This is a genomic window from Bradyrhizobium sp. dw_78 (assembly GCF_018449525.1).
Classification (GTDB): domain Bacteria; phylum Pseudomonadota; class Alphaproteobacteria; order Rhizobiales; family Xanthobacteraceae; genus Bradyrhizobium.
The window spans coordinates 1-24,021 of sequence record NZ_JAAVUS010000002.1 but is presented as its reverse complement, the minus strand read 5'-3'; the positions used below and the strand labels follow the sequence as shown (position 1 = coordinate 24,021).

The 24,021-nt window shown below is 65.5% G+C and carries 21 protein-coding genes; 8 read left to right on the top strand and 13 right to left on the bottom strand.

The genetic code is table 11. From position 1 onward, the window contains the following. The first annotated feature begins 131 nt into the window (after positions 1-131). From HB630_RS05950 to HB630_RS05930, 5 genes are all read left to right on the top strand, one after another. Positions 132-1,739 (top strand): ABC transporter substrate-binding protein, encoded by a 1,608-nt coding sequence (locus HB630_RS05950; RefSeq protein WP_213770822.1) that lies wholly within the window; start codon positions 132-134, stop codon positions 1,737-1,739. A gap of 111 nt (positions 1,740-1,850) precedes the next feature. Further along, on the top strand, positions 1,851-2,822 hold the full coding sequence (locus tag HB630_RS05945; RefSeq protein ID WP_213770820.1) for an ABC transporter permease: 972 nt from the start codon (positions 1,851-1,853) through the stop codon (positions 2,820-2,822). A 2-nt stretch (positions 2,823-2,824) separates the two neighbouring features. Next, positions 2,825-3,652, top strand: a complete 828-nt coding sequence (locus HB630_RS05940; RefSeq protein WP_213770819.1) for an ABC transporter permease — start codon at positions 2,825-2,827, stop codon at positions 3,650-3,652. Continuing rightward, positions 3,649-5,289 carry an ABC transporter ATP-binding protein gene (locus tag HB630_RS05935; RefSeq protein WP_213770817.1) on the top strand — a complete coding sequence of 547 codons (1,641 nt, stop codon included), beginning with the start codon at positions 3,649-3,651 and terminating at the stop codon, positions 5,287-5,289. Before HB630_RS05940 ends, HB630_RS05935 begins: the two co-directional genes overlap by 4 nt. Positions 5,290-5,368: 79 nt before the next feature. Next, the gene (locus HB630_RS05930; protein ID WP_213770816.1) at positions 5,369-6,379 is read left to right on the top strand and encodes an alpha/beta fold hydrolase; all 1,011 of its coding nucleotides are present in this window, start codon (positions 5,369-5,371) and stop codon (positions 6,377-6,379) included. A gap of 23 nt (positions 6,380-6,402) precedes the next feature. On the opposite strand, the gene HB630_RS05925 is transcribed toward HB630_RS05930, so the two are convergent. From HB630_RS05925 to HB630_RS05910, 4 genes are all read right to left on the bottom strand, one after another. Continuing rightward, positions 6,403-7,533: a Xaa-Pro peptidase family protein gene (locus tag HB630_RS05925; RefSeq protein ID WP_213770814.1), complete on the bottom strand. Its 1,131-nt coding sequence runs from the start codon at positions 7,531-7,533 to the stop codon at positions 6,403-6,405. Positions 7,534-7,595: 62 nt separating this feature from the next. Continuing rightward, complete coding sequence (locus tag HB630_RS28610) at positions 7,596-9,293, bottom strand: amino acid ABC transporter permease/ATP-binding protein (RefSeq protein WP_276571589.1); 1,698 nt, start codon at positions 9,291-9,293, stop codon at positions 7,596-7,598. A gap of 2 nt (positions 9,294-9,295) precedes the next feature. Further along, a complete protein-coding gene (locus HB630_RS05915; protein WP_213770812.1) occupies positions 9,296-10,567 on the bottom strand; it encodes a M20/M25/M40 family metallo-hydrolase in 1,272 nt (423 codons plus the stop codon). A gap of 93 nt (positions 10,568-10,660) precedes the next feature. Next, positions 10,661-11,533, bottom strand: a complete 873-nt coding sequence (locus HB630_RS05910; RefSeq protein WP_213770810.1) for a transporter substrate-binding domain-containing protein — start codon at positions 11,531-11,533, stop codon at positions 10,661-10,663. A 114-nt stretch (positions 11,534-11,647) separates the two neighbouring features. On the opposite strand from HB630_RS05910, the gene HB630_RS05905 reads away from it, so the two are divergent. Together HB630_RS05905 and HB630_RS05900 are read left to right on the top strand one after the other, a co-directional pair. Beyond that, complete coding sequence (locus HB630_RS05905) at positions 11,648-12,613, top strand: LysR family transcriptional regulator (protein WP_213770808.1); 966 nt, start codon at positions 11,648-11,650, stop codon at positions 12,611-12,613. A gap of 117 nt (positions 12,614-12,730) precedes the next feature. Next, positions 12,731-13,801, top strand: a complete 1,071-nt coding sequence (locus HB630_RS05900; protein ID WP_213770806.1) for a HoxN/HupN/NixA family nickel/cobalt transporter — start codon at positions 12,731-12,733, stop codon at positions 13,799-13,801. A gap of 33 nt (positions 13,802-13,834) precedes the next feature. Here HB630_RS05900 and cobA read toward each other — a convergent pair whose 3' ends face one another. From cobA to cbiE, 5 genes are read right to left on the bottom strand one after another with little or no spacing between them, the layout of a single operon-like run. Continuing rightward, complete coding sequence (gene cobA / locus HB630_RS05895) at positions 13,835-14,611, bottom strand: uroporphyrinogen-III C-methyltransferase (protein ID WP_213770804.1); 777 nt, start codon at positions 14,609-14,611, stop codon at positions 13,835-13,837. After that, positions 14,608-15,960: a cobyrinate a,c-diamide synthase gene (locus HB630_RS05890; protein WP_213770802.1), complete on the bottom strand. Its 1,353-nt coding sequence runs from the start codon at positions 15,958-15,960 to the stop codon at positions 14,608-14,610. The genes cobA and HB630_RS05890 overlap by 4 nt, the downstream gene beginning before the upstream one ends. Next, positions 15,947-16,726 (bottom strand): precorrin-4 C(11)-methyltransferase, encoded by a 780-nt coding sequence (gene cobM, locus HB630_RS05885; protein WP_213770800.1) that lies wholly within the window; start codon positions 16,724-16,726, stop codon positions 15,947-15,949. Before cobM ends, HB630_RS05890 begins: the two co-directional genes overlap by 14 nt. Continuing rightward, positions 16,723-17,121, bottom strand: a complete 399-nt coding sequence (locus HB630_RS05880; RefSeq protein WP_213770798.1) for a cobalamin biosynthesis protein — start codon at positions 17,119-17,121, stop codon at positions 16,723-16,725. Before HB630_RS05880 ends, cobM begins: the two co-directional genes overlap by 4 nt. After that, positions 17,118-18,341 carry a precorrin-6y C5,15-methyltransferase (decarboxylating) subunit CbiE gene (gene cbiE, locus HB630_RS05875; protein WP_213770797.1) on the bottom strand — a complete coding sequence of 408 codons (1,224 nt, stop codon included), beginning with the start codon at positions 18,339-18,341 and terminating at the stop codon, positions 17,118-17,120. The genes HB630_RS05880 and cbiE overlap by 4 nt, the downstream gene beginning before the upstream one ends. On the opposite strand from cbiE, the gene HB630_RS05870 reads away from it, so the two are divergent. Further along, a complete protein-coding gene (locus tag HB630_RS05870) occupies positions 18,340-19,122 on the top strand; it encodes a cobalt-precorrin-6A reductase (RefSeq protein ID WP_213770796.1) in 783 nt (260 codons plus the stop codon). The genes cbiE and HB630_RS05870 overlap by 2 nt on opposite strands. Here HB630_RS05870 and cobJ read toward each other — a convergent pair. The 4 genes from cobJ to cobN all read right to left on the bottom strand — a co-directional run. Next, the gene (gene cobJ / locus HB630_RS05865; RefSeq protein ID WP_213770795.1) at positions 19,089-19,850 is read right to left on the bottom strand and encodes a precorrin-3B C(17)-methyltransferase; all 762 of its coding nucleotides are present in this window, start codon (positions 19,848-19,850) and stop codon (positions 19,089-19,091) included. The two genes, HB630_RS05870 and cobJ, sit on opposite strands and share 34 nt — an antisense overlap. Next, positions 19,847-20,578, bottom strand: a complete 732-nt coding sequence (locus HB630_RS05860) for a precorrin-2 C(20)-methyltransferase (RefSeq protein WP_213770794.1) — start codon at positions 20,576-20,578, stop codon at positions 19,847-19,849. The genes cobJ and HB630_RS05860 overlap by 4 nt, the downstream gene beginning before the upstream one ends. Further along, the gene (locus tag HB630_RS05855; RefSeq protein WP_213770793.1) at positions 20,575-21,204 is read right to left on the bottom strand and encodes a precorrin-8X methylmutase; all 630 of its coding nucleotides are present in this window, start codon (positions 21,202-21,204) and stop codon (positions 20,575-20,577) included. Before HB630_RS05855 ends, HB630_RS05860 begins: the two co-directional genes overlap by 4 nt. Next, a partial coding sequence (gene cobN, locus HB630_RS05850) for a cobaltochelatase subunit CobN (protein ID WP_213770792.1) occupies positions 21,201-24,021 on the bottom strand: 2,821 nt, incomplete at its 5' end. The genes HB630_RS05855 and cobN, both read right to left, overlap by 4 nt.

Below are 24,021 nucleotides of genomic sequence, written 5' to 3'. Positions count from 1 at the left end.
ATCGCGGCGCGCCGATGGCCGTGGCGAACCTCACGAATCCGTGAATGGCATATGTCTTGCTTGCTGGGAGCGGGTCGTCAGCGCATTCCCCGCGCGCCGCTCAGCGGCGAACCATCTGGAGCCTTCATCGAATGTTTCGAAGATTCAATGCGCCGCTACGCGCGCTGTTTGCTGCCGCCGCGGTGGCCGTTCTTGCGACGGCTGCGCGGGCGCAGGAGCCGCAGCGCGGCGGCACGATGGTGATGATTGTCCAGCCCGAGCCGGCGACACTTGCCTCTTATATGTCGGTCGCCGGCAACGTCTGTCCGGTGGCCTGTCAGGTCTATGAAGGTCTGGTGAGCTATGATTGGGACCTCAAGCCGGTGCCGAAGTTGGCTACCTCATGGGAAGTCTCGCCTGACGGCCTGACCGTTACGTTTCACCTGCGAGACGGCGTGACGTTCCACAATGGCGCGAAATTCACCAGCGCCGACGTTCAGTACAGCTTCATGGAAGTGCTCAAGAAGGTGCATCCGCGCGCGCCGGTCGTGCTGGGCGATCTCAGTGCGATCGACACGCCCGACCCGATGACCGCGGTATTCCATTTCAATCATCCGGCGCCTTATCTGATGATGGCGCTCTCCGGTTACGACGCGCCCATTGTCTCCAAGTCGGCGTTCGAGAACACCGACCCGGCAGCCAACCCGACCGCCAACAAGCCGATCGGCACAGGACCGTTCAAGTTCGGCGCCTGGGAGCGCGGCCAATATGTTCGTCTCGATCGCAACCCGAACTATTGGCAGGCAGGGCTGCCTTATCTCGATCATATCGTCGCCCGCTTCATTCCCGATGCTTCCACCCGGTCGGCGGCGCTGGAAACCGGCGAGGTGCAATATGCCGCCTACAGTTCGGTGAACTATTCCGACGTCAAGCGGCTGCAAGCGAACCCGGCGCTGGACACGACCAGCAAGGGTTACGAAATGACGTCGGGCCTCAGCGAAATCGAGATGAACGAGCATCGTCCGCCGTTCGACAAGCGCGAGGTGCGGCAGGCGATCGCCTATGCGATCGATCGCAAGTTCATCATCGATAATGTGCAGTACGGCTTCGGCAAGCCCGCGACCGGGCCGCTCAGCTCCAACTTCAAGCCTTCGGGCCTCTACACCGACGAGGTGCTGCGCTTCGACGTTCCGGATCGCATTGCCATCGCCAACAAGCTGCTCGACGAGGCCGGATTGCCGCGCAAGGCCGATGGGATGCGTTTCGCGGCCACGCTTGAGGTGAACTCGTTCGGCCAGCAATGGATGCGCCAGGCCGAGTATCTGAAGCAGGCTCTCGCGGCGGTCGGCATCGACCTGACGCTGCGCAGCGAAGACACCGGCGCGTGGCTGCGCCGTGTCTATACCAATTACGATTACGACATGAGCGAGCCGTTCTTCAACAATCTCGCCGACCCGGTGATCGGCGTGCAGCGCCAATATGTCACGAGCCAGATCCGCAAGGGCGTCGATTTCGTCAACAACACATTCTACAGCAACAAGGAAGTGGACGATCTGTTCGCCGCCGGCGCCCAGGAAGTCGATCCTGTCAAGCGGGCCGATATCTATCACCGGATTCAGAAGATCCTGGTGACCGACTCGCCGGTGATCTGGTTGAGCGAGGTTCAGTACGTGACGGTGTTCAACCGAAAGCTCCATGATGCGACAACCGGGCCGCTCGGAACCTATTCGGCGTTCGAGCGCGCATGGATCGAGCACTAGAGCCCGGTTCTGATTGAAGCAGAACCAGGCTCTAACATTTTGTTTTGATGCGTTTTCCTCACGCGAACCGGAATCCCACTTCGCTCGAAAACGCACTAGCGGGGTTATCTGATGCGGCGCTGGATCTATGCCGGCGGACGGCTGGCGCTGGCGGTGCCGGTATTGTTCAGTATCGCCGTTCTGAACTTCTTCCTGATCCATCTCGCGCCGGGCGATCCGGCTTCGGTGATGGCGGGCGAGGGCGGCAGCGCCACGCCGGAATACATGGCGATGCTGCGCCACAAATTCGGGCTCGATCAGTCCTTGCCGCTGCAGCTCTGGCACTACGTGGTCAACGTCGCCACGCTCGATCTCGGCTATTCCTTCCGCAACGACGAGCCGGTGCTCACCCTGATCCTCGACCGGCTTGGTCCGACCCTGCTGCTGATGGGAACCGCCTTCGTCATTTCCGTCGGCGCCGGCATCCTGCTCGGCCTGCTGGCCGGCACCGGACGCAACAGCTGGCGCGACGGCGCCAGTTCGATACTGGCGCTGCTCGCATCGGCGACGCCGTCGTTCTGGCTTGGCCTGATGCTGATCGTGCTGCTGTCGATCCGGCTGGGATGGCTGCCCACCAGCGGCTATGAGACGATCGGCTCGTTCTATGAGGGACGCGCCTATGCGCTGGATGTCGGCCGTCACCTGATCATGCCTGCGCTGTCGCTGGCGCTGTTCTATCTCGCGCTCTACACGCGGGTGATGCGCGCTTCCGTGATCGAGCAGATGAACATGGATTACGTCGTCACCGCGCGCGCCAAGGGACAGACCGAGCTCGGCATCATCTTCGGCCACATCCTGCGCAACGCCTTGCTGCCGGTGGTGACGATGGCCGGCGTGCAGGCCGGTAACCTGATCGGCGGGTCGGTGATCGTGGAATCGGTGTTCGGCTGGCCCGGCATCGGAACGCTGGCCTTCGCCGCGCTGCAGGGGCGGGATTTGAACCTGCTGCTCGGGATATTCCTGGTCTCGGCCTGCGTCGTGGTGGCGATCAACCTGATGGTCGACCTCGCTTATGTCGCGCTCGATCCGCGCATGGATATGTGAACATGCAGGATGCGTTGCTCCGCTTTGCCCGCAATCGCCTGGCGCTTCTGGGCGCGGTGGTGCTGCTGCTGGTGCTGACGATGGCCGCGGCGGCCCCCGTCCTGTATCCGGCCGGCGCCTTTGCGCTGGCGGGGCCGCCGTTGCAGCCGCCCGGCGGCCGCTTCCTGCTCGGCACCGATACGCTGGGCCGCGACGTCGCCGCCGGCATCGTCTATGGCGCGCGCACCTCGCTCATGATCGGCGTCGTGGCGACGCTCGCCGCCGTCGTGCTCGGAGTGCTGATAGGCGCGGTGGCCGGTTACTATCGCGGCAAGCCGGACCTGGCGCTGATGCGGATCACCGAATTGTTCCAGACCATTCCGTCTTTCATATTGGCGATCCTCTTGGTCGCGATCCTCTCGCCCTCGGCCGACAGCGAGATCGCCGCCATCACGCTGGTGTCCTGGCCTGGCATCGCGCGGCTGGCGCGCGGCGAATTCGCTTCGCTGGGCGGGCGCGAATTCGTGCTGGCTTGCGTTGGCCTCGGCGCCGGCGACGGACGCATCGTCTTCCGTCATTTGCTGCCGAACTGCGCCTCGCCATTGATCGCCGTGGGCTCGCTTTTGGTCGCCAACGTCATTCTGTTCGAGTCCGGCCTGTCCTTTCTCGGCCTTGGCGATCCGAATCTGATGAGCTGGGGGTTGATGATCAGCGCCGGGCGCGAGGTGCTGCGCTCGGCCTGGTGGATCTGCACCTTTCCCGGCCTTGCCATCGTGGCGACGGTGCTGGCGATCAATCTGATCGGCGATGGTCTGAACGAGGCGTTGAACCCGAGGCTGCGCGATCGATGAACGACGCCTTTGCCTTGGGGCCACCCGCGCTGTCGATCGAGGGCTTGAGCATTGCCTTGCCGCCCGGCGCCGACCGGCCCCACGCCGTCGAGCAACTGGACCTCAAGTTGAATCCGGGGGAGATCACCTGCCTGGTCGGTGAATCCGGCTCCGGCAAGTCGATGGTCGCCCGCGCCGTGCTGGGGTTGCTGCCGCCGCGGGTGCGTATCGCCGCCGGTGCGCTGCGCTTCGGCGCCACCGACCTCGTCCAGGCGGACGAGACGCGGTTGCGCGCGATCCGCGGGGCGGAGATCGGGATGATATTCCAGGAGCCGATGACGGCGCTCAATCCGCTGCATCGGGTCGGGCGCCAGGTCGATGAAGTATTTCGCCTCCACACCGATCTGTCGCGCCGGGCGCGGCGCGAACGCGTGGTGCAATTGCTGGCCGACGTGCATCTGCCAGATCCGGAGCGGCTGTACCGCGCCTATCCGCATCAATTATCCGGCGGTCAGCGTCAGCGTATGGTGATTGCCATGGCGTTGGCGTTGGGGCCGAAATTGCTGATCGCAGACGAGCCCACCACGGCCCTCGACGTCACCACCCAGGCGCAGATCCTGGCGCAATTGCGCGAACTTCAGCGCGAGCGCGGCACCTCGGTGCTGTTCATCACCCATGATTTCGGCGTGGTGGCGGATATCGCCGACCGGGTCGCGGTGTTGCAACGCGGTCGGCTGGTGGAGGAGGGCCGGCGTGACGATGTGCTGCGTTCGCCGGTCCATCCCTACACGCGTTTGCTGCTGGCCGCGGTGCCGCGGTTGCAGGCGCCGCGCCGTCGCGCGGGCAATCTGGGGCCGCCGCTTCTGGAAGCGCGCAACCTGCGCAAGACCTATCCGCGGCGCGGCTTCGGCGGCAGCGCCACGGTGGCGCTCGACGATGTCAGTCTTGTGCTGCGGCGTGGCGAGACGCTGGGCCTGGTGGGCGAGTCCGGCTCCGGCAAGTCAACTTTAGCCCGTATCCTGACCTGTCTGGCCCGGGTCGATTCCGGCGAGATCCTGCTGGGTGGAGAAGCGCTGGCGCGGCTCGGCCGACGGCAATTGCGGCCCTACCGGCGGCGGATGCAGATGGTGTTCCAGGACCCCTATGCCTCGCTCGATCCGCGACAGCGCGTCGGCGACATCATCGCCGAAGGGCCGCTGATTCACGGCATGAGCCGCGCCGCGACGCGGGCGCGCGTGGCCGAACTGCTGAATCTCGTCGGGCTTCAGGAGACGGCGGCCGAGCGATACCCGCACGAATTCTCCGGCGGCCAGCGGCAGCGCATCGGCATCGCGCGGGCGTTGGCGCTGGAGCCGGAGATTTTGGTGGCGGACGAGCCGGTCTCCGCGCTGGACGTCTCGGTGCAGGCGCAGGTGCTGCAATTGCTGGCGAACATCAAGGGCAAGCTTGGTCTCAGCATGTTGTTCGTGACTCACGATCTGCGCGTGGCCTTGCAGGTCTGCGACCGTATCGCGGTGATGCGCGCGGGCCGAATTGTCGAAATGGGGGAGGCGGCTGACGTATACGCCGCACCGTCGCATCCCTATACCCGTGCGCTGTTTGCCGCAGTGCCCGGAGCTCATTGGGAGCAGTCGCATGCGGCTGAGCCTGTATCGTGAGCGGCGCGGGATTTCCGAAGGCAGTCCGGGGTTGTCGTCCCGGCTTTCGATCAAAGGATGGCAGGAAAGGTTCACGTGGATGGATTGGCCCCAAAACAGCGGCGAGTTTCGCCTTGGCGACCTTCAGGTGCAGTCAGGCGAGGTCATTCGCGACGCCCGGCTGATATGGAAGACCTACGGCACGCTGACGCCGGCACGCGACAATGTCGTGCTGTATCCGTGCAGCTACGGCGCCAAGCACGAGGACATGGAGTGGCTGATCCGGCCGGATGGCGTTCTCGATCCGACCCGCTGGTTCATCGTGATTCCGAACCTGTTCTCCAACGGCGTGTCCTCCGGGGCCGCCGACACGCCTGACTATCCGGCGCTGGTGACGTCCTGGGACAGCGTCCAGGCGCAGCACCGCCTGCTGGCCGAGCAGTTCGGGATCGAACGGCTTCATGCGGTGTATGGGTTCTCGATGGGCGCGCAACAGGCCTATCACTGGGCCGCGGCGTTTCCCGACGCGGTCGAGCGCATCATCGTGGTGTGCGGAAGCGCCCGCACCGCCGAACACAACAAGGTCTTCCTGTCAGGGCTGCTGCGCACCTTCGAGGCGGCGCACGAGCATCTCGGCAATGGGCGGTTTTCCTCGGAGCCGCGCGCGACACTCCGTGCCGTCGGCCACATCTATGCGGGCTGGGCGTTGAGCCAGGACTTCTACCGGGAGAAGCTGCATCTTTCGGCCTTGGGCGCGCCGGATCTCCAGACTTATCTGCGAAATGACTGGGAAGCATCCTTCGAGCGCCGCCGCGCCGCCAATTGCTATGCCCAGCTCGTCACATGGTACCACGGCGATATCAGCGCCAATCCGCTTTACGGCGGCGATCTGGTGCGGGCTCTGAAAGCGATCAAGGCCCGCGTCCTGCTGATGCCGGGACAGACCGATCTCTATTTTCGTATCGCCGACAACGAGCTGGAAATAGCGCATCTCGCACATGCCGAGCTGATGCCGATCCCGAGCATTTGGGGCCACCGCGCCGGCAATCCCGCTGCAAATCCCGCCGACGCCGCTTTCCTGAAGGAAGCGGTTCGGCGTTGGCTCGAATGACGATCCAGGAGCAGGACAGGCGATCAACCGCAGGCAAAAATCGTCTCGGTGGGGAATTGATCCGAAATCAGTTCCGGTCCGTCGGCGCGGATCACGAACATGTCCTGGATGTGCCAATGATTGACATGGGGCTCCATGGCCATCACCATCCCTTGCTCCAGGCGTCGCGGGTTGTCGCGTGAGATCACCGGCTCCTGCTGGTGCCACCAGGCGCCGACGCTGTGACCGGCCAGCATCGAGGTGTAGGCCATGCCCACCGCGGCGAAGCGTTCCACCACGAATTGATAAATTTCGCCGGCGGTCCGGCCCGGCGTCAGCAGTTCATTGGCCGCCCGGTAGATGTCGCGAATGACCGCATATTCGCGATTCTGATCCGCGCTCGGCGTGCCCAGCACCGCGCACCGCGATTGATGACCGGGATAGCCCTTCACATAGGCCACGTAATCGGTGCGGATCGCATCGCCTTGCGCAAATGGAAAGTCGCTTTCGCCGGCATAGGGGATCGTGTTGCGCTCCGAGTTGAGAATGCCGTGGGTGAATTCCGAGCCGCCGGTCAGGCAATGTGCGACCAGCGCGGCATGCAGGTCGCGCTCGCGCATGCCGGGCCGGACGGTCGGAAAATGAGTGAGATAGGCTTGATCGAGAAGGTCGGCGCCCCGCTTCAAACGGTCCAGCTCGGTGGCTGTCTTCACCGCGCGCACCGTGTCCATCAGATCGGTCGAATCTGAGCCCCGCATGCGCGGCAGGCGGCTGCGCAGGATCTCCCAATCGGCGGCGCTGATGAAGTTGGTCTCGAAGCCGATTTCGGACTCGGCCAGCCCCATGCCGGCAATGACCTTGGCAAGCCGCTCGACCGGCGGCTCACGATAGCCCTCATAGACGTCGAAATACTCGATGAACGAATCCCGCCGTGCGAGTCCTTCGGCGATCGCGTTGACCACCATGCGGGGTTCGCCGGTGCGCGGCCAGACCAGATAGACTCCCCTCGGGGAGTCCGCGAGATCGAGGTGGCGCGCCAGCGTGCCCGGATAGACCAGCCCGGACAGGTAGGTGAAGTTGATGCCGGCGCGAGCCACGATGGCATCAAGGCCATGCTGATCCATTTGCCGGGCGAGGCGTTCAGTCTGCACAAAGTCGGAAACCGTTGCCTTCATCTCCGTCAACTCCCGACCATCGCAATCCTGGTGGCGCTCACCGCCGTGCCCGCATACGAGATTTAGCTCGCTTGCTGTTCGACCATTCTTAGGAAACGCTGGGTTCGCTCCTGCTTTGGATGGTCGAGCACCTCTTCGGGAGGGCCTTGTTCAACGATGAGGCCGTCATCCATGAAGACCACGCGATCCGCGACCTCGCGCGCGAACCGCACTTCGTGCGTCACCACGATCATGGTCATTCCGGCTTCCGCGAGCCGGCGGATCACGGCCAGGACTTCTCCAACCAATTCGGGATCGAGCGCCGAGGTTGGCTCGTCGAACAGCATCAGGCGCGGCGAGATCGCAAGGGCGCGGGCGATCGCCACGCGCTGCTGCTGGCCGCCCGACAGACGGTGCGGGAGATGATCGGCATGGTTGGCGAGGCCAACCATGCGCAGCAAATTCATCGCCAGCACCCGCATCTTCTCGGTGGTTTCGCCATACACGTGGATCGGCGCTTCCATGACGTTTTCGAGCGCCGTGAGATGATCGAACAGATTGAAATGCTGGAACACCATGCCGATCCGCGCCTCGGCACGGGCCTTGGCGACATTCCGGGCAGGCTTCAATCCGCCCCCGATCTGAGTTTCATATCCGACATATTTGCCGTCGACCGTGATCTCGCCCCAGTCCAGTTGCTCCAAATGGTTGACCAGCCGCAGCAGGGTGCTTTTGCCCGAGCCGCTCGGGCCCATCAGTACGACGACCTCGCCGCGCTGAACGGAGAGGTCGATGCCGCGGAGGATTTCCTTGTCGCCATAGGATTTTTGCAGGTTGCGGCAGACCACGAAGGGCAGGTCCGAAGCTGAATCTTCGCTGCGGCCGGTCTGGAGACTGTCCATCCAGGCGCTCGGCGAAGTTGTCGGCGCGCTCGAAGCGCTTGCCGGGGCGGCTCCGCCGGCCGGCGCGCTTCCCGCCCGCAGCTTCTTCGAAGCCTCGAGGCTATAATATTTTTCCAGATAGAATTGCGCCACCGCGACGGCGCTCGTCAGCACGAGGTAGATGATGCCGGCGGCGGCGAACACCGTAAAGAATTTGAAATTCTGCCCCACAATCTGTTGGGAACGGAAGGTGAGCTCGTTGACGAAGATCACCGATGCGATCGATGTCCCCTTGATCATCGAGATGGTCTGGTTGGCCATGCCGGGCAGAATGGCCCGCATCGCCTGCGGCAGAATGATGCGCCGGAGCGTCAGGAAAGGTCCCATGCCGAACGAGGCTGCGGCGAGGCTCTGCTTGCGATCCACGGAAAGGATGCCGCCGCGGATGATCTCCGCGCTGAACGCGGCCTCGTTCAGCATGAAGCCGACGACGGCGGTCGTGAAGCTGTCGAGCCTGATCCCGACGACCGGCAGCGCGTCGTAGAGAAAGACGAGCTGCAGGATCAGGGGCGTGCCGCGGATGAACCAGATGTAGAACCAGGCCGTTCCAGGCAGCAGCGGCAGTCTGGAGAGGCGCATCAAGGCCAGCCCCAGTCCCAGGATGACGCCGCCGACCATCGCCAGCGCGGCGATCTCCACCGCGGTCAGGGCACCATCCAGCAGGAAGGATGAAGAAACGTAGCCAAGGACTTCCATCAACGGCTCGGGCACCAGGTTCGATCGCCAGCCGAAGGCAACAGCGATCACCACGACCAGAGCGATGCCGCCTCCCCATAGCGTATTTCCGGGCAATCCGCCCGTGCGTGCAGCCGTTGCGATGGGTGTCCTTGCCTGGCTCATGGTCAGCCGCACAATCTGGTTGTTGCATACGAGACCGCCTGCGCGGCGGTGACCAGATCGGAGAGCCGCACACGTTCATCGGCCGTGGGCCATTCCTTGTAGATGCGAATGTCGCCCGGGCCATACTGCACCGTGGGAATCCCATGCGCAGCGATAATATTGCCGTCGCCGACATTGCCGAGCCGGCCCCAGCCGCCGACGACGGCCGGCGCCCCCGATGCCAATTCCTGACCCGCCGCCAAGGCCGTCACCAGGGCATGATCCGCGGCGCAAGCCATCGGCTCCTGGCACCATCCTTCTTCGGTGCCCTTGGCCGGCAATTCGAAACTGTAGTTGAACGCCGGATGGTCGCGCCGGATGCCTTCCAGCAGGGCGTGAACATCCGCGCTCACGCTTTGAAGGGTCTGTCCGGGCACGGTGCGGAACTGCAGCAACAGCTCGGCCTGCTTGCTGTGCAGGCCGGTATAGTTCTTTTGATAGTAATGCTCCTTGTGGAACGTATCGAAGGTATGGGTCGGGAAACCGGGCAGCTCCGGGTGCGCATCGAAGGTCATCCAGCTTCCTTGCGGAATCGGATCTAGGCTCGGCCCGATGCGGCGAACGACCTCGCAAAGCTGCTCGATCGGATTCCAATACGCGGCCTTGGCCTCGGCGCTGTAGCGGAAGAACAATTCCGGCGCCTCGACCCGGATCCGCACCATCACGACGCCGACGCAGACATTGGCGATGGTGTTGTTGGAGTGCTCCATGTTGATGCACAGGTCGGCCCGCACGCCGCTGCGCAGCAGCGCCCTGGTGCCGGCTCCGCCGAGCTTGTGCGCGATCACCGGACACAGCAGCACGTCGCCCTTGAGCCGTGTGCCTGAGCGGATGATGGCTTCGACGCCGCAAAAGGCGGCGGCGAGGCCGCCCTTGTCGTCATGGGCGCCCATGCCCCAGACCCAGCCGTCCTCGAATTTGGCGCCATAGGGATCCACCGACCACCCCGGCATTTCAACGCCCGGATCCATGTGCCCGTTGAGCATCAGGCTGGGACCGCCGCCGGTGCCGCGCAAAACGCCCACCGGCTGGCGGCTGGTGATGCCCGGATCGAAGGGATGCACGACCTCCATCATGGTCACGTCGAGCCCGATGTCGTTCATCCGCTCGGCCAGATGATCGGCGATCTGCTGCTCCTGGAAGGCGGAACTGGGGATGCGCAGCAACGCCTGCTCTATTTCCAGCACGCGCGCGGCTTCGACGTGCAGCGGCACGTGGGACGGTTCAGTGGTCATGATTTTCTCTCCGGTACGCGCCGCCGACAATGCGCCTTTGCATTGTCAATGGCCGCGGTCATTCTGCGTGGGGTGCGATCGCCTGCATCGCGCTCATTCGGTCAGGATCACCGGCTCGGCGGTGAGGCTGTAATCGACGTGGTAGCGCTCATAGATTTGCTTTTCGGCGCCGCTGGCGCGTATCGCCGTGAGCCCGTCGCGCAGCGCCTTGACCAGATCCGGATTGCCCTTTGCGGTGCCGACCGCAATCTTGGCGCCGGTGATGACGTCGAACGCGCTCTCGACCGTGGTGGGATTGGCCGCAACCATGTTGTCGCCGACGAACTTGTTGACCGACACCAGATCCGCACGCGCGTTCTGCACCAGGCGCAAGCCGCTCGGCATGTCGGTGGACGTGATGATGTTGACCGCAGGCTTGCCGGCGGCGACGCATTTGCTGCTGGCGTCGCGCAACATGGCCTCCTGCGTGGTGCCGAGCGTCGTGGTGCCGGTCAGGCCGCACAGATCGCCAAGTGCGTGGATGTTCTTGGGATTGCCCTTGGCGACGAGCATTCCGGTGGCGGCGTTCATATAGACTACGAAATCCAGTTTCTTGGCCCGCTCGGGCGTGTAGAGCAGGGTGTCCCACATCACATCGATCTGGCCCGACATCGCCGCCGGAATCAGTCCCGACCACGTCCCGATCGTGAACTGTATGGGGACGCCGATGCAGGCGAAGGTCGCTTGCGCAAGATCGGCATCCAGCCCGGCCAGCTTCGTAAAGTCCTTGGGGTCGCGCATGCTGAACGGCACGCTCTCGCCGTCTTGCCCGATCTTGATCGTCTTGCCGGCGAGGCCGGGATATTTGGTCGCGAGTTTTGCCGGTTCGCAGGACGCGTCCTCGGCTTTTGCGCCGCACAATGCGCTGACGGCCAGGAAGGACAGGCAGACAACGGCCTGCATGGAAAACTTATAAATATCGCGCATGTATTTCTCTTCCATTTTTGGAATAGACCCGGTCAATTCTGATTATTTCGCCGGGATTGGGTGCATTACAAATGAATTATAGACATCGAAATCATGCGGATACATTATACGGGAATGGATTCCCGTCATCTGGAAACGCTGCTGTGGGTGGTCCGGCTTGGGGGAATCGGTGCTGCGGCGCAGCATCTCAATCTTACCCAGCCGGCCGTCACCCGCCGTATTCAGGAGCTCGAGCGCGAGCTCGGCGCCAAGGTTTTGCGCCGCCAGGGGCGGAACGTGGTGCCCACGGCGGTCGGCCAGACCTGCCTTGCCAGCGCCGAGCGCATCCTGTCGGAAGTCGCGACCATGCGCGTTGCCGCCAGCGGCAAATCGGCTGTCGGCACCATCCGCGTCGGCGTGGTCGAAAGCATCGCGCTGACCTGGTTTCAGAATTTTCTCGCCCGGATCGAGGAGCGCTATCCCAAGGTACAGATGGAGATCGACGTCGATCTGTCGAACCGGTTGGTCACCAGGCTTGCCCGCCGCCAGATCGACATCGCCCTGTTGCCTGGTCCGGTTCAGCTGCCAGGGGTGGTGCGGGTGTCGCTCGGCGATTGCGCCATGAAGTGGCTGGGTCATCCGCAGCTGTGTCCGAAGGACCGGGAAATGAAAGCGGCCGATCTCGCCGACCTGCCGATTATCGGCATGCCGCAGGATGCCAATGCCTATCATTCCATCATCAACTGGTTCGAACAGGCCCAAGTGAGTCCCGGCCTCATGCATTGTTGCAACAGTTTTAGCGTGGTGGCGCTCCTGGTCCGGCGCGGCGTGGGGGTCAGTCTGCTGCCGCCGGAACTGTTCGCCGGCGATCTCGAGTCAGGCCAGCTGAAGATATTCGTCGAACAGCCCGAGGTTCCGAAGGTGGAATATTCGGCCGTCTATCTGCCGGCGATCGACGTCTCGATCCTTCCGGAAGTCGCGGCGATTGCCCGCGAGGAAAGCTGGTTCTTCGGTCCACCCCGGACACGGCGCAAGAACTTCGGCGTGGGACCCTTTCCCGCGCTGCCGGTCCGGGCGATCTTGAACGATGAGGTTTCCTAGCGTCTGATAGAAAAAAGGAAGCACGCTAGCGCGCCGATCCTTCTATATATTGACCGGCTGTGGATGTTGGCGTGCGCCGATCTGAGCCGCACGCGGAGTTCGAGAAGTAAAGTCACCATGGCCGTGCCGATAATACCTACACCCCCAACGGAAATTGTCTCCGGCAAAGTGCCGTTTCGAATCCAGGTCGTCGCACTGTATGCGGTCCTGGTCGGCGCCAATCTGGCTTGCTGGATCTGGGCATTCGCCGCATTCGCGCATCAGCCGGTCCTGATCGGAACCGCGGTGCTCGCATACAGTCTCGGGCTTCGTCACGCCATCGATGCGGATCACATTGCGGCCATCGACAATGTGACGCGCAAATTGATGCAGGAGGGGAAGCGGCCGATCGCAGTCGGCTTTTTCTTTGCGCTGGGCCACTCGACCGTCGTGGTGCTGGCCTCCATTGCCGTCGCGCTGACGGCGCACGCGCTCGACGACCGGTTCGCGTCCTACCGTGAAATCGGCGGCATCGTCGGAACTTCGGCGTCGGCGCTGTTCCTGTTCGTCATCGCCATCGCCAACCTCGTTGTGTTGTTCGGCCTCTATCGCGTTTTCCGATCGGCCGAACGCGGCGTCGAGATGAGCGAAGATGAAATCGAAACGCTGCTCCATCAGCGTGGCTGGCTGGCGCGGCTGTTCCGGCCGCTGTTTCGTTTCGTCTCGCGCAGCTGGCACCTCTATCCGATCGGATTGCTGTTCGCGCTCGGTTTCGAGACCGCGAGCGAGATCAGCCTGTTCGGTCTTTCGGCGCAGGCGTCGAACGCCGTGTCCAGCTGGTCGATCCTGATCTTTCCGTTCCTGTTTGCCGCGGGGATGACGCTGGTCGATACCACCGACGGTATCGTCATGCTGGGGGCCTATGGCTGGGCCTATCGCAACCCGATGCGCAAGCTGTTCTACAATCTCACCATCACATCGGTTTCCGTGGTGGTGGCGCTGGTGGTCGGCGGCATCGAAACCCTCGGCCTGATCGGCGATCAGTTCCAGCTTCATGGCGCCTTCTGGAACGCGATTTCGGATCTGAACGACAATTTCGGCGCCCTGGGCTACGGCATCGTTGCGCTTTTCATCGCCAGCTGGGCGCTGTCATTCGCCATTTACCGGCTCAAGGGATACGACGCCGATCCCAGTCTCGACCGTCTCTGAGACAGGCTCAGCCGTCTTAAGCCTTCGGCTATTTCAAGCAATGGCTTCGCCGTCACGCGCGGCCACGCCGGCGAGCGCGGCGCCGTAGAGGATCAGGCACGGCCCGGCCGGCTTCGCCGCGGCGAGCCGCGTTGCGATTTCGGCCAGGGTGCCCGCCATGACCCGGGTGGACGGAGAGCCGAGGCTTTCGACCACCACCGTCGGGGTCTCGCCGGACAGGCCGTGGGCGATCAGCCTGTCGGCCAATTCGGCAAAGGTGGCTTTTCCCATGAACACGCAGGTTGTGGCGCCGGGATCGGCAAGCGCCGTGATATCGAGGTCGGCAGGCAGTTGGCCGTCGACGTCATGGCCGGTGACCATCTGAACCCGGCGCGCCACCAATCGCTTGGTGAGCGAGGTGCCAAGATAGGCCGCGGCCGCGGTCGCGGTGGTGATACCGGGCACAATCTCGATCGGCACGCCGGCGGCGCGTGCCGCGCTGATCTCTTCATCGGTGCGGGCGAAGATCGAGGGATCGCCGGACTTGACCCGGACCACGCGCTTGCCGAGCCTGGCGTAGCCGACCATTAGCCGGCTCACTTCCTCCTGTTTCGGCGAAGGGTGTCCGGCCCGCTTGCCGACGGCGACAAGTTCGGCGTCGGGACGCGCGAACGACAGAATTCCGTCACCGGCAAGGTCGTCATAGAGGATGACATCGGCGGCACGCAGCCGCTCGACGGCGCGCAGCGTGAGCAGGTCGACGTCGCCCGGTCCGCCGCCGATCAACGCGATGCTGCCGGAAGAGGTCGCATCGGGGGCAGGCGCCGTCATGCCGTAGTCTCCGCTGTATCGATCAAATGGAAAAAGCTTCCGGTGACGCGACCTCGCCGGCCGCCAGTTTCCGCCACCGGCACGCCCGAAGCATCGCGAATCTCGGCAAGGGGTTCGTCGGTCTGCGCCAGCACGCGCGCATAGTGGAATTCGTGACCGCGCAGCACGCGCCCCGTTGCGTAGCCAGGAATGGGTGCCAGCAGCGTCGCGCTCCGGTAGCCGAGATGCAGACGCCGCGCCGCGAAATCGGTTTCGAGCCCGAGCAGCCCGAGCATCGCGTGGCGCGTTCCCGTGGCGTCGATCAGGCCGGCGCCAAGTGTCATGTAGCCGCCGCACTCGCCGTGGACGGGGCGCGTCTTTGCGAAGGCACGCATGCCGTCGGCGAAGCGAGAGGCGGCGGCGAGCTTTCCGGCGTGCAGTTCCGGATAGCCGCCGGGAAGCCAAGCGACGTCGCAGGATGGATCGGGCGGTTCGTCGGCGAGGGGAGAGAACGCGACGATCTCGGCACCGGCCGCACGCCAGCCCGCCACCAGATGCGGATAGATGAACGAGAACGCAGCGTCCTGCGCCAGTGCGATCCGTTGTCCGGGCGGTGCCAGCGGGGCCGCGACCGTATGCGGCTCGCGATGTGCCGGACGCGCCACGGCCTCGATTGCCGCGAGGTCGACATTGCGTTCGACGAGATCGGCCAGCACCGCAAGTCGCGTCGCCACGTTGGGATCTTCCTGCGCCTGGACCAGCCCGAGATGGCGTTCCGGTATCGCGACCGCCTCGTCCCGTCCGATCGCCCCGAACACTTTCATCCCGCTCTGTTCAAATCCGTCGCGCACCAACATGGCGTGGCGTTCGCTGGCCACCTTATTGAGGATCACGCCGGCGACGGTGACGCCATCGCGGTAGCGCGCGAAACCGAGCGCGACCGCGGCGGCGGATTGCGCCTGACCCGAGACATCGAGCACCAGCACCACCGGCCATCCGGTCGCCGCGGCGATGTCGGCGGTAGAGCCGTTGCCCCATGCGCCCGGCGCGGCGATGCCGTCGCCCGGCGCGGCGATGCCGTCGAAAAGTCCCATGACGCCTTCGGCGAGGCATAAATCGGCGCCGTCGGCAGCCCCCAGCAGCGCCTCGAACCGGTTGCGGCTCTGCGCCCAGGAATCCAGGTTGAACGAGGGTCTGCCGGCCGCGACGGCATGAAACGCCGGGTCGATATAATCCGGTCCGCATTTATAGGGTTGCACTGCCCGGCCGCGGCGGCGCAACGCGGCGAGCAGCCCCAGCGTCAACGTTGTCTTGCCGCTGCCGCTGGCGGGAGCGGCGACAATCAGCCCCGGCGTCCTATTCGCGTCCACGGCTGTCCTCCGCGGACGGCCGGAACCGGCGATCGTAGTTGGCGTCGTAAAGCGCGCTGTCGGCGAAATCGCGCGCGGCAAGCGCCGGTCCGACCAGGATCAGGGCGGTGCGTTCGATCTTTTCGGCGCGCACCTTGGCGCCGATCGTTGCCAGCGTGGCGCGGATGACGATCTGTTCCAGCCAGCTCGCGCGCACCACCACCGCGACCGCGCCGTCGGCCCCGTAATGGGGCAGCAGCGTCGCCACGACCTCGTCCAGCACATGGATCGAGAGATGGATCGCGAGCGTCGCGCCGGTTGCGGCATAGGCGGCGAGGCTTTCCTTTGGCGGCATCGCCGAGGCGCGGCCCGACGTGCGCGTCAGCACCACGGTCTGCGCCACCCCGGGCAGTGTCAATTCGCGTCCGAGAACGGCGGCCGCGGCGGCGAAGGACGGAACGCCCGGCGTCACCGTATAGGGAATGCCAAGGCTTTCGAGCCGCCGGATCTGCTCGCCCATCGCGCTCCACACCGAAAGGTCGCCGGAATGCAGCCTGGCCACGTCGAGCCCTGCATTGTGGGCCGCGACGAATTCGGCGGTGATGGCGTCGAGGTCGAGCGGCGCGGTGTCGACGATCCGCGCGTCGCGCGGGCAGAGCGCGATGATCTCGCGCGGCACCAGCGATCCCGCGAACAGACATACCGGACAGCGCGCCACGAGATTTTGGCCGCGCACCGTGATCAGATCCGGTGCGCCCGGGCCGGCGCCGATGAAGTGGACGGTCATGGCGTGGCATCCTCGGTGATGGCGGCCGCCGCAGTGGCGAAGCGGTCGCGCGATACGACACGGGTGACGACAAGACGCGCGCCGGCGCCGGCCGCGGCGAGCGCCGCCGCTTCGCAAACGCTGTCGACGCCGCGGTATTTCTTCACCTGTTGCGAGCGCGTGATGATGCGGATGTCGTCCGTGTCCATCGCATCGGCCGTGACGGTCTCGATCCGCAGTTGCATGGCTTGTGCGGCTGCGCGCAAGCCGGGATGAGCGGCCTTGTCCTCGGGGACAACGAGCACGGTCTCCATACCGCTCATGGCGGAACGCGAGGCAACGCTTGCCAGCACCTCGCTGATCGATTGCGCATTGGCCCGATCGCGAAAACCGACGCCGATGACGAGCCGGCTCATTTGGTCACGCTCCATTGCACCACCGCCATCGCGGGCCGCCAGGCCGTGAGGCCGCCGATCGGACCGGCACGCTCGACTGCAAACCGCAGCAAGGCGCCGCCGTGGCGCGCGTGCCGGGCAATCAATATCGCTTCGGTCTCCAGCGTCACGGAATTGACCACCAGCCGTCCTCCCGGCGGCAACGCCTGCCAAATCGCTTCGAGCACGCCATCGCGGCTCGCGCCGCCGCCGACGAACACCGCGTCCGGCGTCGGCAATGCCTTGAGCGCCTCGGGCGCGCTGCCGAGCCTGAGATCGAAATGCGGAACACCGAGCGCCGACGCATTGGCGCGGGCCGTGCCGAGCCGGTCCTCGCGCGTCTCGATGCCGATGGCGCGGTTGGCCGGATGGGCGAGCAGCCATTCGATACCGATCGCGCCGGAACCGGCGCCGACGTCCCACAGCAACTCGCCGCCGCGCGGCGCCAATGCCGACAAACTGATCGCGCGGATCTCGCGTTTCGTCAGCTGGCCGTCATGCTTGAATAGTTCGTCCGGCAACCCGGCCACGCACGGAATCACGACCGCGTCCGGGGTTGCTGAGGCTTCGATCGCAACCGCTACCGGGGATCTGATGTCGGCTATCGCGAACTCTGCTGCGGCCGTGCCGCGAACGCGTTCGCGCGGGCCGCCGAGCGCTTCAAGCACTGTAAGATATGAGGCGCCAAAGCCGACGCCGCTCAGATAGGTCGCGATCTGCGCCGGCGCTCGGCCGTTGCGCGCCAGCACGATCAAGCGCGAGCCGGTCCGCAAATGCGGGCGCAACAATTCGATCGGCCGGGCGTGCAGGCCCAGCGTGATCGTCTCCTCCAGTCGCCAGCCCAGCCGCGCCGCGGCCCAGGCGAAGCTCGAAGGCGCCGGGATCACGATGGTTTCTGCCACCGGCAGCGCTTGCGCGATCACGGAGCCCGCGCCATACCAGAACGGATCGCCCGAGCACAGCGCCACCACGCGCTTGCCGCGATGCGCCATAAGTCTTGGGATCGAGGCGGCGAACGGCGTCTCCCATTCGAGCGTCGGCTTGTTGAGCGCAGCGACGAGCGCCAGATGCCGGTTGCCGCCGACCACCAATTCGGCGCGCGCGAGCAGATCGCGCGCCGCCGCCGACAGCCCGTCGAGCCCGTCTTCGCCGATCCCGAGGATGGACAGCCAGGGCGTGGTCATGTCATCGCTGGCGGTCATGACATCTTCCCCGGCCACGCCATTGCGCGTTCTGATCCTCGGCGGCACCGCCGATGCCACTCGCCTCGTGCAAGCGGTGGCGAACGATCCGCGCATCGAGGCGGTCTTGTCCTATGCCGGCCGCACCGAGAACCCCGTGCCGCCGCCGATCGCCTGGCGTGTCGGTGGCTTCGGCGGCATCGATGGTCTGGCGGACTATCTTCGTGCCGAACGGATTGCGCGGGTGGTCGACGCCACCCATCCGTTCGCGGCGCAGATCAGCGCGCATGCGATGACTGCCTGTACGAAAGTCGGCGTGCCGCTGCTGGCGCTCGAACGCAAGCCCTGGCAACGCGCGCCCGGCGATCGCTGGATCGAAGTCGATGATCTCGCCGCGGCCGCCAGAGCGCTCGGGCCCGTGCCGCGCCGGGTATTTCTCGGCATCGGCCGGATGTATCTCGAGACTTTCGCGGCGTATCCGCAGCACGCCTATCTGGTCCGGCTGGTCGATCCGCCGCGTGCGCCGCTGCCGCTGCCCGGCGCGGAAGTGATCGTGGCGCGCGGTCCGTTCGACCGGATAGGCGACCGCGCGATGCTGGCGAATTTCCGCGCTGAAATCGTCGTGGCCAGGAACGCCGGGGGCGGCGCCGCCTCGGCCAAGATCGAGGCGGCGCGTGACCTCGCGTTGCCGGTGGTGATGGTTCACCGGCCATTTATTCCGGCGCGGGAAAAAGTCGAAACCGTTGCCGAGGTTTTGCGCTGGCTCGGTCATGGCGACACCCCGGCGGAGCGCGGCGTATAGACGAACGGATTGCCGTCCGCGCGTATGATCAAGCGCGTCCGTGATGAGCCGATCAGCACCACCGTGCGCATGTCGGCGCGGCTTGCCACCGCGTCGCGCAGCGCCACTGTTTCGATCGCCTCGCGGGTGCTGCTGATGGCGCTCGCGAACACCAAAGGAACCGTGCCGGGCAATTCCTCGCGCAGCAATTCGAGCGCTCGTCCGAATTGCCAGGGCCGGGCCGAGGACAGCGGATTATAGAGCGCGATGACGAAATCGGCCTGCGCCGCCAGCCGCAGCCGGCGTTCGACCAATTCCCACGGCTTCAGATTGTCCGACAAATTGATGGCGCAGAAATCGTGCCCGAGCGGCGCGCCGACCCGCGCGGCGGCGGCGAACATCGCGCTGATGCCGGGAAGCACCCTGATGTCGAGATCGCGCCATGATGGTTCGCCCGCATCGACCGCCTCGAACACCGCCGCCGCCATCGCGAACACGCCGGGGTCGCCCGACGAGACCACGACGACGCGCTTGCCCTCCGCCGCGAGCCGTAGCGCAAGGCCGGCGCGGTCAAGCTCCTCCCGGTTGTCGGAGCCGTGGCGCGTCAAGCCTGCGCGCTCAGACACCCGCGCCACATAGGGTCCATAGCCGACCAGATCGGTGGCTTCGGCCAGCGCCGCGGTCACTTCGGGCGTGACCAGTTGCGCGGCGCCGGGCCCGAGGCCGGCGATGGCGAGCCAGCCGGTCATGGCCGGCGCCCGCGGCCGTGAACGAGGATCATGGAGAAATAGGGCGCCTCGTCGTCGCTCTTGTCGGCGAGCCGTAACACCTTTTCGCCGGCCATGGTGCCGCGCTCGACATAGATCGCCCGTTCGGCAAGGCCGGCGTCCCGCAGCGCGCGCCGCACCTTCGGCAGATGGCGGCCAAGTTTCATCACCACCAGCGCGTCGATCGATTGCAGCTTTTCCCGCAGCGTCGCGTCGTCGAGCGTTGCCGGGATCACGGTCAGGACATCATCGCCAAAGGTGATCGGCACGCCGCTAGCGGTCCAGCAGCCGGACATGCCGGAAATGCCCGGCACCACCACGACCGGCGCGCGGCCGCTGATGCGGCTGTGCAGATGCATGAACGAGCCGTAGAGGAACGGATCACCCTCGCATAGCACGGCGACATCGCGGCCGTCGGCGACATGCCGCAGCAGCCGGCGCACGCAGTCGTCGTAAAACAGCCGCAGCGCGTCGCCATAGGCCGGATCGTCCAGCGCGATCTCGGTGGTGACGGGATATTCCAGCGCTTCCTCGATGACGCCGGGCGCCAGCATGCCATCGACCACCGTGCGGGCATTGCCGGGACGCCCGGATTTTCGGAAATGCGCGACCACGCCGGCGCTGGCGATCAGCCGCGCCGCCTTGACGCTCATCAATTCCGGATCGCCGGGGCCAAGGCCGACGCCATAGATGGTCGCGGGCGAACTCATTCGGTCTCGCTTGCAACAGCGTTGAGGGCGGCCGCGGCCATCGCACTGCCGCCGCGCCTTCCGCGCACGATGACGCCCGGCACGCGCGCGGCGGCGAGCAGCGCCTCCTTGGATTCCGCCGCACCGACAAAACCCACCGGCATGCCGATCACGGCGGCGGGCGGGATCACATCGGGCTCCTGCAGGATTTCCAGCAGCCGGAACAGGGCGGTCGGCGCGTTGCCGATCACCACGACCGATCCGGCCAGCCGCTCCCGCCATAATTCCATCGCTGCCGCGCTGCGGGTGGTGCCGTGCGCGGCGGCGAGCGAGGGCACGCGCGGATCGGACAGGGTGCAGATCACGGCGTTGTCGGCCGGCAGCCGCGCGCGCGTGATGCCATGCGCGACCATCTGGGCGTCGCAAAAAATCGGCGCGCCCCCACGGAGCGCCGCGGTGGCGGCAATGCTGAAGCCGGATGTGAACACGATATCGTCGGCAATATCGACCATGCCGCTGGCGTGGATGATCCGCACCGCGACCTTTTCGTCTTCCGGGGCGAAACGGTCGAGCCGCGCTTCGGCGCGGATGATCGCGAACGATCTTCGGTAGATCGCGGCGCCGTCGGTCTCGTAGGCATAGCTCATGATGCGGCCTCCGCATCGACAGGCGCTTTTGCGATCCCGTCGATCGCGCTGTTGCGCCGGGTTTTCCAATAGCCGGCGTCGAGCATTTGCTGAAAGCGCTGGCGCATGATCGCGGCGGCCTCGGGGTTGGCTTGCTCGATGAAGCGCCGCACCTCGTCATCACCGAGCGTGGCGTCGTAGTAAAGATCGAAATGATGGCTTTCGACCGCGCCGGCCAGATGCGCGAACAGCGCCATCTGGTCGAGCGTCGAGGCGATCTCGGCCGCGCCGCGAAACCCGTGCCGCATCTGGCCGGCGATCCAGCGCGGATTGGCGGCGCGGCCGCGAACCACGCGGGCGATCTCTTCCGCAAGCGTCCGCATCCGCGGCGCATCAAGTGTAGTGGAGTCGGCATGATAAAGCGCCGTGGCTGCGCCGCTCAGCTTGCGAACTGCTGCGGCAAATCCGCCCTCATGGGTGGCGAAATCCGGCGCCGTCAGGAGATCCGTCTCGGGCAGGTCCTGGGTATGGACAAATGCGTCGGCGGCGGCAGTGCGCCGCTCTAAAGCAGCCCGCGCGGCGGTGCCGTCGTGAACTCCGCCATAAGAAAACGCGCTGGCGGCGAGCCAGGCTTCACCGGCGTCGTTGGCGGTGGCAGGCGTGAACTCCGTGACGGCTTCGACGACACCGACGCCGTAATCGCCCGGCGCGGGTCCGAACACCCGCGGACCGGATATGGCGCGATAGGGATTTTCCTCACCGGGCTCGTCGCGCGCGGCCAGGGCCGCTGCCGCCTGCTCGAACAGCGCCGGCAACGTTGAAAACACATCCCGGAACAGGCCTGAAATCCGCAAGGTCACATCGATCCGCGGTCGTCCGAGCATCGCCAATGGCATCACATCAAAACCTGTGACCCGGTCGGATGTCATATCCCACACCGGCGTGATGCCCATCAGCTGCAACGCCATGGCGAATTCCTCGCCCGCGGTTCGCATCGTCGCCGAACCCCAGAGATCGACCATGACATTGTGCGGATAGTCGCCGTGGTCCTGGAGATGACGGGTCAGCAACGCATCGGCCAGCCGCTTGCCCTGTTCGGCCGCCGTCCGGCTCGGCACCGCGCGGCTGTCGACGGTGAACAGATTGCGGCCGGTCGGCAGCACGTCGCGCCGTCCGCGCCATGGCGAGCCCGCGGGGCCCGGCGCCACATGCCTGCCGTCGAGCGCGGCCAGCATCGCGGCGCGTTCGCTGGCCGCACAGGCCTCGTACGGTATCTCGCGTTGGTCCCGGTCGGAATGCGGTGGCGCGCGCCCCAGGACGTGGAGCCCGTCGGCGACCAGCGTGTTCTTGACGTCGCAGACGAAACTGTCGAGCCGCACCACGGCCTCGCGCGGCGTCATGCTGTCCGTGAGGCCGCTATCGCGATCGAGGCCGGATTCGGCGGCCGCATCGATGATCGCGCGCGCCAGCCGCTCGCGCCGCCGCGGATCGAGCCCTTCGGCGACGGAATATTCGTCGAGCAGACGCTCGATGACGTGCAATCCCGGCGGCAATTTTCCGGTGCTGATCGGCGGCGTGATGTGTCCGATGGTGACGGCGCCGAGCCGGCGCTTGGCCACGGCAGCTTCGCCGGGATTGTTGACGATGAAGGGATAGATCACCGGCGTCGGGCCGATCAGCGCATCGGGCCAGCATGAGGATGACAACGCGACCGACTTTCCGGGCAGCCATTCCAGCGTGCCGTGGGCGCCCATATGGACCAGCGCGTCGCTTTGTTCGACGCGACGAAGCCAGAGATAGAACGCGACATAGGTGTGCCGCGGTGAACGCCGGGGATCGTGATAGTCGGCGGCGCGGTCCGCGCGCTGGCCGCGATCGGGTTGCAGCGCGACTAGCGCGTGATCGAAGTACACCGCTCTGAAGACGAAGTCGCCGTTGTCAATCGCCGGATCGCTTTCAGGCATACCCCATTGCGCTTCGAGGTCGGCGACCAGCGCCGGATCGAGGCGGGCGAGGGCGGCGCGGTAGTTTGCGACCGGCCAGCGGATCGTCCCGGTTTTCAGGCGGTCGATCAGCGCGGCTCCGTCGGCTGGAGCGTCGGCGATGGCGTAGCCTTGCTCGCGCAGAACATTCAGCGTCTCGACGGCGCTTTCCGGTGCATCGAGGCCGACGGCATGCGCCATCTGGTCATCGCGTCCCGGATAGGCCGACAGCACGATGGCGAGACGTTTGTCGGCGGCGGGCGTTCGGCGCAGCCTGATCCAGGCCTGGGCACGTGCGGCGATGGCGACGATGCGCTCGTCATCGCCTGAATGAACCGTGCGCGCATAGCCGAGTTCGGGATCGGCGGCTTCGACCTGCTTGAACGAGGCGACACCGGCGAAGATGCGGCCGTCGAGTTCCGGCAGCACGACATGGATCGCGAGGTCGGGCGGCGACAGCCCGCGGTCGGATTCGGTCCACACCTCGCGGCTTGAGCCCGCCAGCGCCACTTGCAGCACCGGTGCGTCGACGACATCCAGTGGCGAGCCCTTGCCGTCATCGCCGCGCGCCGAAAAGGCCGTGGCGTTGATGATCACATCGGGCGCTATCCGGGCGATCGATTGCCGCAGCCAGCCGTCGCATTCAGGGTCTTTCAGGCTTGTCGCAAACAGCCCGATCGGCCGAATGCCGCGCCTGATCAGTTCGCCGATCAGGCGGTCGATGGGGTCGGTGTCGGAGGCCGCGAGAATGGCGCGGTAGAACACCACCAGCGCGGTCGGCACGCCATCCCGTGCGAGGTCGAGATCGGCTGGATCGATGACGCCAATGCCCGGCTGGTAAAAGCCATAGCGCGGC